The organism is Streptomyces sp. NPDC006551 (genome assembly GCF_040611675.1).
Classification (GTDB): domain Bacteria; phylum Actinomycetota; class Actinomycetes; order Streptomycetales; family Streptomycetaceae; genus Streptomyces.
In genome coordinates this window covers 1-12,290 of sequence record NZ_JBEXOT010000039.1, presented here as the reverse complement: position 1 = coordinate 12,290, position 12,290 = coordinate 1, and the positions used below count along the sequence as shown (strand labels likewise).

Annotated in this window: 11 protein-coding genes; 7 read left to right on the top strand and 4 right to left on the bottom strand. The window is 70.8% G+C overall.

The annotated features are described in order from the left end of the window. The first annotated feature begins 2 nt into the window (after nt 1-2). Together ABZY12_RS27020 and nuoN are read left to right on the top strand one after the other, a co-directional pair. A complete protein-coding gene (locus tag ABZY12_RS27020) occupies nt 3-1,592 on the top strand; it encodes an NADH-quinone oxidoreductase subunit M (RefSeq protein WP_356894703.1) in 1,590 nt (529 codons plus the stop codon). Further along, a complete protein-coding gene (gene nuoN, locus ABZY12_RS27015) occupies nt 1,589-3,250 on the top strand; it encodes an NADH-quinone oxidoreductase subunit NuoN (protein WP_356894701.1) in 1,662 nt (553 codons plus the stop codon). The genes ABZY12_RS27020 and nuoN overlap by 4 nt, the downstream gene beginning before the upstream one ends. A 63-nt stretch (nt 3,251-3,313) precedes the next feature. Here nuoN and ABZY12_RS27010 read toward each other — a convergent pair whose 3' ends face one another. Together ABZY12_RS27010 and fahA are read right to left on the bottom strand one after the other, a co-directional pair. Continuing rightward, on the bottom strand, nt 3,314-4,000 hold the full coding sequence (locus ABZY12_RS27010; RefSeq protein WP_356894699.1) for a hypothetical protein: 687 nt from the start codon (nt 3,998-4,000) through the stop codon (nt 3,314-3,316). Between the two features lie 135 nt (nt 4,001-4,135). Beyond that, nucleotides 4,136-5,368 (bottom strand): fumarylacetoacetase, encoded by a 1,233-nt coding sequence (fahA, locus tag ABZY12_RS27005; RefSeq protein ID WP_356894697.1) that lies wholly within the window; start codon nt 5,366-5,368, stop codon nt 4,136-4,138. Nucleotides 5,369-5,588: 220 nt separating this feature from the next. Here fahA and ABZY12_RS27000 point away from each other — a divergent pair, with 220 nt between their 5' ends. The 3 genes from ABZY12_RS27000 (at nt 5,589) to ABZY12_RS26990 (ending at nt 7,429) form a co-directional block, all read left to right on the top strand. Continuing rightward, complete coding sequence (locus tag ABZY12_RS27000) at nt 5,589-5,723, top strand: hypothetical protein (protein WP_356894695.1); 135 nt, start codon at nt 5,589-5,591, stop codon at nt 5,721-5,723. Beyond that, nucleotides 5,720-5,875, top strand: a complete 156-nt coding sequence (locus ABZY12_RS26995) for a hypothetical protein (RefSeq protein ID WP_356894693.1) — start codon at nt 5,720-5,722, stop codon at nt 5,873-5,875. Before ABZY12_RS27000 ends, ABZY12_RS26995 begins: the two co-directional genes overlap by 4 nt. A gap of 270 nt (nt 5,876-6,145) precedes the next feature. Next, nucleotides 6,146-7,429 carry an LPXTG cell wall anchor domain-containing protein gene (locus tag ABZY12_RS26990; protein ID WP_356894691.1) on the top strand — a complete coding sequence of 428 codons (1,284 nt, stop codon included), beginning with the start codon at nt 6,146-6,148 and terminating at the stop codon, nt 7,427-7,429. Between the two features lie 70 nt (nt 7,430-7,499). Here the strand turns inward: ABZY12_RS26990 and ABZY12_RS26985 are convergent, their stop codons facing one another. After that, nucleotides 7,500-9,497, bottom strand: coding sequence for a CocE/NonD family hydrolase (locus ABZY12_RS26985; protein WP_356894689.1), 1,998 nt, complete (start codon nt 9,495-9,497; stop codon nt 7,500-7,502). A 266-nt stretch (nt 9,498-9,763) separates the two neighbouring features. Here ABZY12_RS26985 and ABZY12_RS26980 point away from each other — a divergent pair, with 266 nt between their 5' ends. Continuing rightward, nucleotides 9,764-10,774, top strand: coding sequence for a polyprenyl synthetase family protein (locus tag ABZY12_RS26980; RefSeq protein WP_356894687.1), 1,011 nt, complete (start codon nt 9,764-9,766; stop codon nt 10,772-10,774). A gap of 117 nt (nt 10,775-10,891) precedes the next feature. Then, on the top strand, nt 10,892-12,061 hold the full coding sequence (locus tag ABZY12_RS26975) for a sigma-E factor regulatory protein RseB domain-containing protein (protein WP_356894685.1): 1,170 nt from the start codon (nt 10,892-10,894) through the stop codon (nt 12,059-12,061). A gap of 67 nt (nt 12,062-12,128) precedes the next feature. Here the strand turns inward: ABZY12_RS26975 and ABZY12_RS26970 are convergent. Beyond that, nucleotides 12,129-12,290, bottom strand: a 162-nt coding sequence (locus ABZY12_RS26970; protein ID WP_356894807.1) for a proprotein convertase P-domain-containing protein, incomplete at its 5' end; no start/stop codon positions are given.

Genomic DNA, 12,290 nt, shown 5'->3' with positions numbered 1-12,290 from the left:
CGATGTCCCCCATCGTGAACGCGGGCTTCCCGCTCCTGACGGCGACGGCGGCGGTGCCGGCGGTCGGTGCGATCCTCACCGCCGCCGTTCCCGCCACCCGCCGCACCGCCGCCAAGTGGCTGGCGCTGACCGTCTCGCTCGTCACGCTCGTGCTCGCCGCGATCGTGCTCGTCCGCTTCGAGCCGGGCGGTGACCGCTACCAGCTCGTCGAATCGCACTCCTGGATCAAGGACTTCGGGGTCCGCTACGAACTGGGCGTCGACGGCATCGGGGTGGCGCTGATCGCGCTCACCGCGCTGCTGATCCCCTTCGTCATCCTGGCCGGCTGGCACGACGCCGACCCCCTGGAGACGAAGTCCTCGCGCTGGCGGCCGACGCAGGGCTTCTTCGCCCTGATCCTGATGGTCGAGGCGATGGTGATCCTCTCCTTCGAGGCCACCGACGTCTTCCTCTTCTACATCCTGTTCGAAGCCATGCTCATCCCGATGTACTTCCTCATCGGCGGCTTCGGCGACCGGGCGCACGCGGGCTCCGACGAGAATGCCGCGGCCCAACGCTCGTACGCGGCGGTCAAGTTCCTGCTGTACAACCTGGTCGGCGGGCTGATCATGCTCGCCGCCGTCATCGGCCTGTACGTCGTCGCCGGGAACTTCTCCCTGACGGAGATCGCCGAGGCGCGGGCGAGCGGGCAACTGGAGATGGCGACCAACACCGAGCGGCTGCTCTTCCTCGGCTTCTTCTTCGCGTTCGCGGTGAAGGCGCCGCTGTGGCCGCTGCACACCTGGCTGCCGAACGCGATGGGGGAGGCGACCGCCCCGGTCGCCGTCCTCATCACCGCCGTGGTCGACAAGGTCGGCACTTTCGCGATGCTCCGCTTCTGCCTCGGGCTCTTCCCCGAGGCGTCGAAGTGGGCGACCCCGGTGATCATCGCGCTCGCCCTGATCAGCATCGTGTACGGCGCGCTGCTCGCCGTCGGCCAGCGGGACATCAAGCGCCTGGTCGCGTACGCCTCGATCTCCCACTTCGGCTTCATCATCATGGGCATCTTCGCGATGACCAGCCAGGGCCAGAGCGGTGCCACGCTCTACATGGTCAACCACGGGCTCTCGACGGCCGCGCTGATGCTGGTGGCCGGCTTCCTGATCTCCCGGCGCGGTTCGCGGCTCATCGCCGACTACGGCGGTGTGCAGAAGGTCGCCCCGGTGCTCGCCGGCACCTTCCTGATCGGTGGCCTGGCCACCCTCTCGCTGCCGGGCCTCGCGCCCTTCGTCAGTGAGTTCCTGGTCCTCGTCGGCACGTTCGCCCGCTACCCGGTGGCCGGCATCATCGCCACCACCGGCATCGTCCTCGCCGCGCTCTACACCCTCGTCCTCTACCAGCGGACGATGACGGGCCCGGTCAAGGAGGAGGTCCGCACCATGCCGGACCTGCGGGTGCGCGAACTGGCCGTCGTGGCGCCGCTGATCGCCCTGTTGATCTTCCTCGGGGTGTTCCCGAAGCCGCTGACCGACATCGTCAACCCGGCCGTCACCCACACCATGTCCGACGTCCAGCAGAAGGACCCTGCACCCGAAGTGGAGGCGGCCAAGTGAGCGCATCTGCCGTCGCGCCAGCTGTCCACAGCCTGTGGACGACGGCCGCCGAGCCGTTGAACAAGATCCCGGCACCCCACATCGAGTACGTCCAGCTCTCACCCGTACTCATCGTGGTCGGCGCCGCGGTCCTCAGCGTCCTCGTCGAGGCCTTCGTGCCCCGCAAGGGCCGCTACTACAGCCAGGTGTTCCTCAGCGTCCTGGCCCTGGTCGTCGCCTTCGCCGCCATCGTCGGCCTGGCGGCCGGCGGGTACGGCTCCACCAAGGCGCACATCGCCGCCATGGGGGCCATCGCCGTCGACGGCCCGGCGCTCTTCCTGCAGGGCACCATTCTCCTCGCCTCGATCGTCGCGGTCTTCACCTTCGCCGAGCGCAGGCTCGACCCGGCCGACCACGGCCACAAGGTCGACTCCTTCGCGGCCGAGGCCGCCGCCGTCCCCGGCAGCGACCAGGAACGGGCGGCGGTCAAGGCCGGGTTCACCACCACCGAGGTGTTCCCGCTGGCGCTGTTCGCGGTCGCCGGCATGCTGGTCTTCCCGGCCGCCAACGACCTGCTGACGCTCTTCATCGCCCTGGAGGTCTTCTCCCTCCCGCTCTACCTCCTGTGCGCCATCGCCCGCCGCAAGCGGCTGATGTCGCAGGAGGCCGCGGTCAAGTACTTCCTCCTGGGCGCCTTCTCCTCGGCGTTCCTGCTCTTCGGCATCGCCCTGCTGTACGGCTACGCGGGCTCCGTCTCGTACGCCACCATCGCGAACGTCGTCGACGGCTCGGTCGCCGCGGTCGACCCGGCGCTCGCCGCCACCATGGGCAACGACATCCTGCTGCTCATCGGTTTCGCCATGGTCCTCATGGGGCTGCTGTTCAAGGTCGGCGCCGTTCCGTTCCACATGTGGACCCCGGACGTCTACCAGGGCGCGCCGACCCCCGTCACCGGCTTCATGGCAGCCGCGACGAAGGTCGCCGCGTTCGGTGCGATGCTGCGTCTGCTGTACGTGGTGCTGCCCGGCCTCACGTGGGACTGGCGGCCGGTCATGTGGGGCGTGGCCATCGTCACCATGCTGGGCGGCGCGATCGTCGCGATCACCCAGACCGACATCAAGCGGCTCCTCGCGTACTCCTCGATCGCCCACGCCGGGTTCATCCTGGCCGGTGTCATCGCGGCCACGCCCACGGGTGTCTCGTCCGTCCTGTTCTACCTCGGCGCCTACTCCTTCGTGACGATCGGCGCCTTCGCCGTGGTCACCCTGGTGCGCGACGCGGGCGGCGAGGCGACGCACCTGTCCAAGTGGGCGGGTCTCGGGCGCCGTTCGCCGCTCGTGGCGGCGGTCTTCGCGGTCTTCCTGCTCGCCTTCGCCGGCATCCCGCTGACCTCCGGATTCGCCGGGAAGTTCGCGGTCTTCAAGGCGGCGGCGGAGGGCGGCGCGGGCGCGCTGGTCGTGGTCGGCGTGGTCTCGTCGGCGGTCGCCGCGTTCTTCTACATCCGGGTGATCGTGCTGATGTTCTTCAGCGAGCCGAAGACCGACGGCCCGACGGTCGCCGTGCCGTCGGGCTTCACGACGGTCGCGATCACGGTCGGTGTGGCGGTGACGCTGGTGCTCGGCGTCGCCCCGCAGTACTTCCTGGACCTGGCGAGCCAGGCCGGCGTGTTCGTCCGCTAGCCGGTACGACACCGCTCAGGGCCCGGTCCCCCGCGAAGGCGGGGGCCGGGCCCTGCGGCGTGTCTACGCCGTCGGCTTCGCCTCGTCGGAGCACTTCACCCGCGGGTTGTACGGGACGAACACACCCTTCGGGTTCTTCTTGAAGAGCCAGGCGTGCAGGGTGTACACGTCGCCCACGCCGGGGATGACTTCCGGGTCGTCGAAGCCGCGGCCGAAGATCTGTGGCCGGGGCTGGCCGGTGTTGGGAACGACCCACTCGAGCGCGACCAGCTTCCGCTCGCCCTTCTCGTGGCCCTTGTCCTGGCCGTTCATCCGGGCGTTCTCGGGGCCGTTCGGCTTGGCGGTCTCCTGCCCGTTGGGCTTGGCGGTCTCCTGCCCGTTGGGCTTGCCGGTCTCGTGGCCGTTCTCGTCAGCCTTGTGGTCGTCCGCGTACAGCAGAGCCGCGGGCTTGGCCGGGTCGATCGAGCCGACGTGCGCGGGCTTGACGTAGTGGTAGCCCATGCCGCCCTCGTCCGAGAACACGCACTCGTCCGTCCGGATGTAGCCGTCGTCCAGGGCAGCCTGTTCCGACTTGTACTTCACCGTGGCGTCGTAGGCCCTCGCCAGGTCCCCTTCGAAGGGGTTGCCACCGTGTGTCGCATCGGGTGCGGGGTCGGAGGCCGCGGCGGGGGCTGCCCCCAGGGTTATCGAGGTGAGGGCGGCCAGACCGACGGCGGCCCTGGCGGAACGGCCGCGGGGTCGTACGGGCATTGCGTTGCTCCTTGGAAGGGACGCGCGCCCCTCGGGGCGCCGGATGCGAGCGGGCTCTCCCCTGTTCCCACAGAGCAGCATGGGCCGCCCGGCCGGGTCACCGCACGCCGGGTGACCCATTCGGGACGGCCCCGCTCAGACGCCCGGCGCGGCCACGATCCGGCCCGTCACCTCGCCGAGCGCGACCTGGGTGCCGTCCGGCCCCGGAGCCCAGGCGGTCAGGGTGACCTCGTCGCCGTCCTCCAGGAACGTCCGCTTCCCGGAGGGCAGTTCGAGGGGGTCGCGGCCGTTCCAGGTCAGTTCCAGGAGCGAACCGCGCTGGTGCACCTCGGGGCCCGAGACCGTACCGGAGCCGTACAGGTCACCGGTTCGCAGCGAGGCGCCGTTGACCGTCATATGGGCGAGCTGCTGGGCGGCCGTCCAGTACATCGTCGAGAACGGCGGCTCGGAGACCACCTCGCCGTTGATCCGGACCGTGATCCGCAGATCGAAGCCGCCGGGCTCCTCCTCGGTGGAGTCGTCGAGGTACGGCAGCAGGTCCTGGTCCCGGGCGGGCGGGCGGACGCGGGCCGCGTCCAGGGCCTCCAGCGGGGTCACCCAGGCCGAGACGGACGTCGTGAACGACTTGCCGAGGAACGGGCCGAGCGGGACGTACTCCCACGCCTGGATGTCACGCGCCGACCAGTCGTTGAGCAGCGTGAGACCGAAGACGTGCTCGCGGAAGTCGCCGAGCGCGACCGGCGTGCCGAGGGCGGAGGGGGTGCCGACGACGAAGCCGACCTCCGCCTCGATGTCCAGCTTCACCGAGGGGCCGAAGACCGGCGCCGGGTCGGTGGGCGCCTTGCGCTGCCCGGCGGGGCGTACGACATCGGTGCCGGAGACGACGACCGTGCCCGCGCGGCCGTGGTAACCGATCGGAAGGTGCTTCCAGTTAGGGGTGAGCGCGTCGCCGTCGGGGCGGAAGATCCGGCCCACGTTGGTGGCGTGGTGCTCGCTCGCGTAGAAGTCGACGTAGTCCGCGACCTCGTACGGCAGGTGCAGCGTGACGGAGTCCAGCGGGTGCAGCAGCGGCTCTATGTCGGACCGGTGGGCGGGCACCGTGACCCAGGCGGTCAGCGCCCGGCGCACATCACGCCAGGCGGTGCGCCCGGCGGCGAGCAGCGGGTTGAGGCTGGGCTGCGCGAGCAGGGCGGCATAGGGCGAACCGAGCGCGTGCGCGGCGGCACCCGCGTCGAGGACATGCCCGCCGATGCGGACGCCGACCCTCCGCCGGTCGGGCTCGCCGGCGGTGGAGAAGACGCCGTACGGAAGGTTGTGCGGGCCGAAGGGATCGCCCTCGGCCAGGTCGAGCGGGGACTGCTCGGGCATCGGTGCTTGCCTCGCTTTCCACGGGTGTGGGGGACACGTTACGGGGCGGGCCGCGCGGCGCGGATGACATGGGTCACACAGGAAGTGTGCCCTCCGTGGGCAACTGTCCATGTTCGGAGGATTCGTACCTCCTGTGAGGGTCCTGTGGGGCGAGCGGGGCATCAAGTTCCCTGATCGGCCCGGTTGTTCGGGTCATACGATCGCCGGGACGAAGCGCCGCGTGAGGTGCCCGCAGGCGCTCGCCCCCACCGTCCCCTTCACGCTGCGCGTGACGAACGGCGGCGACGGCACCGGCTCCGGCGGTGGGGGCGACACCGGCACCACGCAGCAGGGCGGCACCCCACCACTCCGGTGACGGGCAACCGCACCACGACCGGGGGCACGCTCGCCAAGACCGGCTCCAGCGACGCCGTAGCGCGGATCGCGCTCGCGGGTGCCGCGGCCGTCGCGCTCGGTGCCGGTGCCATGGTCGTCGCCCGCCGCCGCGGGACCGGCGCCGGCGCGTAGCGGTAAAGGCCGTGCGCCCCGGTTCCGGATGGGGATGACATGCATCACACAAAAACTGAGGCCTCCGTGCACAACTGTCCGTGTTCGCGGCATTTGCTCACCCTGTGAAGCTCCTGTGCCCGTGCGGGCTCTGCATTCCACCTATTCCGTGGCCTTATGCGGGCCATACGATCGCGTCGGCGTCGAGCCGCGTGACGTATCCGCAGGCGCGACTCCCACAACTCTTTTCATCTTCTCGACCAGAAAAGGTCCGCCTTGAAGATCCGCCGCATGCTCGCGACCGCCGTGGCCGCCGCCGTGACCACGCCTGTCGTGTTCCTCTCCGCCGCTCCCGCCTTCGCGGACACGAAGCCGGCCGGGGCCCAGACGCAGAACCAGAAGCCGTCGATCGAGCAGCTGAAGCTCGAGGTCGCCGCCGCGCAGAAGGCGTACGACGAGGCCGTCGTCGCCGCCGCCAATGCCCAGGTCGAGGTCAAGAAGACGCTCGAGGCCCTGGACAAGGCCGACCACCCGCTGCAGGTCGCCAAGGCCGCCGCCAAGACGGCCGCCGACGAGGCCGCCGCCAAGAAGACCGCCGCCGACGCCGCGGTCGTCGAGGCGCAGGCCAAGCTGGACGCCGCCACCGACGAGACGGCCAAGGAAGAGGCCCAGAAGGCCCTCGACGAGGCGAAGAAGACGGCCGAGGAGGCCGCCGCCGCCAAGACCGCCGCCGACGCCAAGGTGAAGGACGCGGCCGAGGCCATCGACGACGCGCGCGTCGCCGCCGTCCGGAAGGTCAGCGTCGCCGACAAGGCCAAGGAGGACGCCCTCAAGGCCCTCAAGGCCGCCGAGAAGGCGCTCGCCGAGGCCGAGGCCGAGGAGGGCGAGGAGCCCGGCGACGACTGCGTGGAGGAGTCCAAGCTGAAGGCCGGCCTCACCGGCCCGAAGAAGGTCGTCGCCGGTACGAGCGCCGTCTTCACCCTGCGCATCACCAACGGCACCGCCAAGTCGCTGGACGAGGTGGGCGCCTACGCCGAGGCCTTCAACATGGACTCGACGGATGCCAAGGACCTCGACAAGTACCTCGACCTGAGCTGGTCCACCGCGGCCAACCCGAAGTGGCAGGACTTCGACGACGAGACCGGCGCCCTCGCCGGCGCCGTGAAGCCCGGTGGCCACGCCGACATCAAGCTGCGCCTCACGGTCGACGCCAAGTCCCCGGCCGGCGACGGCATCCTGTTCGCCGCGGGCGGCTACGAGAACAAGGACGGGTCCTGCGGCTGGATGCAGGAGGCCGGCTCGATCGAGTTCGACATCGTCGCCAAGTCGAAGCCCGGCACCGGCACCGGTGGCACCACCGGTGGCGGCAACGGCAACACCACCGAGCAGGGCGGCACCTCCACCACCCCGGTGACCGGCGGCGGCAACGGCAACACCGCCACCAACGGTTCGCTCGCCAAGACCGGTTCCAGCGACGTCATTCCGCAGATCGCCCTCGCGGGTGGCGCGGCCCTCGTCCTGGGTGCCGGCGCGATGTTCGTCGTCCGTCGCCGTAAGGCCGGTTCGAACGCCTGACGCGCAGTCTGAGAAAGGGCCCGCATTCCGTTCAGGAATGCGGGCCCTTTCCCTTCCGTGCACCGGGACTTCACCCCGCTGTTCGCGGAATCCGCTTCTCCCAAGTGCGGTGGAAGAGGACTTCGCCGCCCTCCTTGCACACCACTTCGTTCGACGTGCGGAATACCTCCGCGTCGCACGAGATCTCCGAACGCGTGTCGACCGTGACGTCCCACGCCAGATCCGGACGGTGCAGCCGGATCGACCAGTCCGAACGGGTACGGGCGCTCAGCGGGCCGCTCTCCTCGATCGTGTACGTCTCCAGGGCGTCCTCGCCGAGTTCCAGGCCGTCCGGATAGACCCGCGTACCTCCGTACCGGGGGTCGACCTCCAGCCGCCACTCGCCCTTGGCGACGTCACGCACCACGAGCCGCGCCGGGCGGGGCTCCTCCAGCGTCGCCGGGACGCTGACGCCCAGTGGCGCGGACTGCTCCGGCTCGTCCCACTTCACCGCGCCGGCCGTGGGCCGGCGGACCGGGAGGGTCAGGTGCGAGGCGGCCGGGTCGAGCGTGAAGCCCCCCGCGTCCGGCCGGGGCCAGATCCACGGCCAGTACGTGGAGGAGACGGCGAGGCGGACGCGGTGGCCGGGCGGGAAGGCGTGGCCGATGCCGTTCAGCTCGAAGACGTGGTCCTCGCTCTCGCCGGCCCGCGCCGGGACCGCCCGGTCGCGGCCGTGGCGGGCGGAGAAGTTGAGCGCCCCCCGGGTGACCAGGGTCGAGGAGCCGTCCGGGGCGATGTCACAGAGGCGGGCGATCACCTGCCCGGTCGCCGCCGCGGGGCGCAGCGAGAGGCTCACCCGGGGCCGGCCCAGGATCTCGACGGGCCCGCCGTCCTCCGGTACGGCGAAGTCGAAGCAGGCGGAGTGGGCGTCCTCGGCGCGCTGGTCGGGCGGCAGGTCGGCGTCGTCGCCGAACGGGAGGAAGCGCCCCGCGTCCAGGCCGGTCCGCTGGGGCGAGTCGACCAGGACCGGCTCGCCCTGGAAGGCGTACGTCACGGGGGTGACGTGCGGCGAGGGCCAGGCGGGATCGGCGACCCAGCGGCCCGGCAGCTCCTCGTACACCGTGGCGGGCGGATGGGACTCGCTGATCCAGGAGCGGAGCAGCGGTTCCGCCATGACGTCGTTCCTGGCGCCCTTGAGATGGTGGTCCCACCAGCGCAGGGTCTCCTGGAGGAAGCCGATCGCCGGGCCCGGCGACAGGCCCCGGTCGGGGTACTGGTGCGACCAGGGCCCGATGATCCCGCGGACCCGGTCCGGGGGCAGGTGTTCGACGAGCCGCAGCACGGTGTCCCGGTACGGGTCGTGCCAGCCGCCCACGGCCAGGACGGCCGCCCGGACGGCGCCGTAGTCCTCGCGGACGCTGCCGTGCCGCCAGTAGTCGTCGCGGGTCTGGTGGGCGAGCCAGGTGTGGATGAAGGGGTCCACGGCCTCCAGGCGGCGCAGCCACATCTCGCGCCACTCCTCGCCCGCGTACAGCGGGTCGGGCGGGCGGGAGACGAAGGCGAGCAGGGTGGCGGCCCAGGCGGGCATGCCGACGGCGAGGACCGAGCCGCCCATGTAGTGGAGGTCGTTGTCGTAGCGGTCGTCGGTGGAGCAGACGGTGACGACCGCCTTGAGCGGTTCGGGGGCGAGGGCGGCGATCCGGAGCGAGTCGAAGCCGCCCCAGGAGATGCCGAACATGCCGACCTCGCCGCTGCACCAGGGCTGCTCGGCGAGCCAGTCGACCACCGCCACGCCGTCGGCGAGCTCGGTCGCGTCGTACGCGTCGCCGGGCAGGCCCTCGCTGTTGCCGTGGCCGCGGACGTCGACGCGTACGGAGGCGTAGCCGTGCCCCGCGTACCAGGGGTGGCGCTGCCAGTCGCGGGGTGCCGTCCAGTCGGTGAGGCGGTGCGGCAGGTATTCGAGCAGGGCCGGTACCGGCTCGTCCGTGACCGGCCGCCAGACGCGCGCGTACAGCCGGGTGCCGTCCGGCAGCGGGATGCGGAGGTCGGTGCGGGTGGTCTCGTACGGGAACGCGGTGCGGATGCGCATGTCAGGGCCTCGGTGGACGGGGTGCGTGGTGCGGGGCGTGCTCGTCCTCCGGCGGAGGCTGCTCGCCGCCGGTATCGATATCGATCACTGTTCGGGACAAAAGGCCTACTTCTGGTCGTATCGGCTGATCACGAACATACCGGGGGTGGCGGGAAGGCGCCCATGGTGATCGAAACGCGACCGGATACGCTGACTTGAGCGAATCGAGCGACACATCGACAATCCGTGTGATCGTCAGCAGGCGTCAGCAGACAGGAGACCCCCTCGTGACCGTCGTCGGGCCGTTCGGTCTTAGCGTGCGGGACCAGGCTCTTGAGGCCGATGTCCAGGCCGGATTGGCGGCTGTGGAGGCAGGTCTCCTCGACGCCACCAAGAGCGAGATCCCGTTCATCACGGAGGCCGCCCAGCATCTCGTCCTGGCCGGCGGCAAGCGTTTCCGGCCGCTCCTGGTGATGCTCTCCGCCCAGTTCGGCGACCCGCACGCGCCGGGTGTCGTGCCCTCGGCCGTCGTGGTCGAGCTCACCCACCTGGCCACGCTCTACCACGACGACGTCATGGACGAGGCCGACGTGCGGCGCGGTGTCCCGAGCGCGAACGCCCGCTGGGGCAACTCGATCGCCGTCCTGACGGGTGACTTCCTCTTCGCCCGCGCCTCGCACATCCTGGCGGACCTGGGACCGGAGGCCGTGCGCATCCAGTCGGAGGCGTTCGAGCGTCTGGTCACCGGCCAGATCCTGGAGACCGCCGGGCCGCAGGGCGACCGCGACCCGGTCGACCACTACCTCGACGTCCTCGGCGGCAAGACCGGCTCTCTGGTCGCCGTCTCCTGCCGCTTCGGCGCCATGATGTCCGGCGCGGACGAGAGCACCGTCGCCATCCTCACCCAGTACGGCGAGCGGCTCGGCGTCGCCTTCCAGCTCGCCGACGACGTCCTGGACATCGCCTCCGACTCCCACGAGTCCGGCAAGACCCCCGGCACCGACCTGCGCGAGGGCATCCCGACCCTGCCCGTGCTGCGTCTGCGGGCCGCCGCGGCGGCGCACGGGCGCCCCGAGGACGTCGAACTGGTCGAGCTCATCGACAGCGACCTCACCGACGACGCACGCCACGCGGAGGCCCTGCGCCGGCTGCGCGTCCACCCGGCCCTCGAGCAGGCCCGGCGGGACACCGTCCGCTACGCCGAGGAGGCGCGGGCCATGCTGGCGCCGCTGCCCGCGGGGTACGCGAAGGCGGCGCTGGAGGAGCTGTGCGACGCGGTGGTCCACCGCGCGGGTTAGTGCGTCTCAGGGTTCCGTCATCCCGTAGCAGTAGGCGAGGTTGCGCCCGGAGTCTGACGCTTCCGTACCGCCGTTTTGGTCAGATGGATGCCATCGACCACGGAGGTAGGGCAGACCATGGCACCGAACGACAGCACTGAGACCACCGAGCGCACGACCGGACGCGCGAGCCGGAAGATGAGCCGTTACGTCGTCCCGGTCGCGGTGGCCGGAGTGGCCGCGGCGACCATCGGACTCGTGCCGGCCCTGGCGGCGTCCGGAGACCCGAAGCTGCCGGAGATCACGGCCCAGGAGCTCGTCGAGAAGATCGCCGCGTCCGACACGCAGACGGTGTCCGGTACGTTCAAGATCAGCACGGACCTGGGGCTGCCGTCGATCGCCGGCCTCGCGGAAGGCCTGGCCGGCGGCGGGCCGGGGACCTCCTCGGCGGACCCGCAGGACAAGCTGACCGAGCTGGTCTCGGGCACCCACACGCTGCGCGTGGCGGCGGACGGCCCGGACCGCCAGAAGCTGACCGTCCTCGACGGTTCGGACGAGTACAGCCTGATCCACAACGGCGCGGACGTCTGGGCGTACGACAGCAAGTCGAACGAGGTCCACCACGAGAAGACCGAGACCGGCGGGGCGAAGGAGGAGAAGAAGCTTCCGAGCACCCCGAAGGAGATGGCGGACGAGATCCTGAAGGCCGCCGACGGTACGACGTCGATCACGGTGGGCGGCACGGCGAAGGTGGCCGGCCGGGACGCGTACCAACTGGTGATCAAGCCGAAGCAGAGCGGCTCCACGGTCGAGTCGGTGAAGGTGGCGGTGGACGCCGAGAACGGCGTCCCGCTGAAGTTCACGCTCGCGTCGACGGCCGGCGGGAAGCCCGTCGTGGACGCGGGCTTCACGAAGGTCGACTTCGGCAGGCCCGCCGCCTCGACCTTCGACTTCAAGGCGCCGAAGGGCGCGAAGGTGACGGAGGGCGGGGGCTCCGCGAAGCACGGGAAGCCCGCCGACGAGCTCGAGAAGGGCCTCGCGGACTTCAGCGGCATGAACGTCATCGGCGAGGGCTGGACGACGATCGCGACGCTGGACACCGGCGCCCCCGCGCCGAAGACCGACGAGGCCCCGGCGGAGGTCAAGGGCTTCCTGGACGCGCTGGGCGACAAGGTCAGCGGAGAGTTCGGCTCGGGCACGGTCTTCAAGACCAAGCTCGTCAACGCGCTGATGACGGACGACGGCAAGGTCTACGTCGGCGCGGTCACCCAGGACGCGCTCGTGGACGCGGCGAACGCGGCGAAGTGAGTGGGACCCCGGGTGGGTCGGGGCTTGAGGTCACCGACCCACCCGGGAGTTCTTCGGCGGACTCGGCTCAGAACGTGAGCTTGAAGCCGCTGATGTAGCCGGCGTCCTGGGCGGCCCTGTCCTGGGCCCGCAGTTTCCAGGCGCCGTTGGCGACCTCGCTGGAGGCGTTGACGGTGTAGGTGGCCTTCACGTTGTCGGCCGAGTCGGAGGACGAGAACGGCTTGAGGTT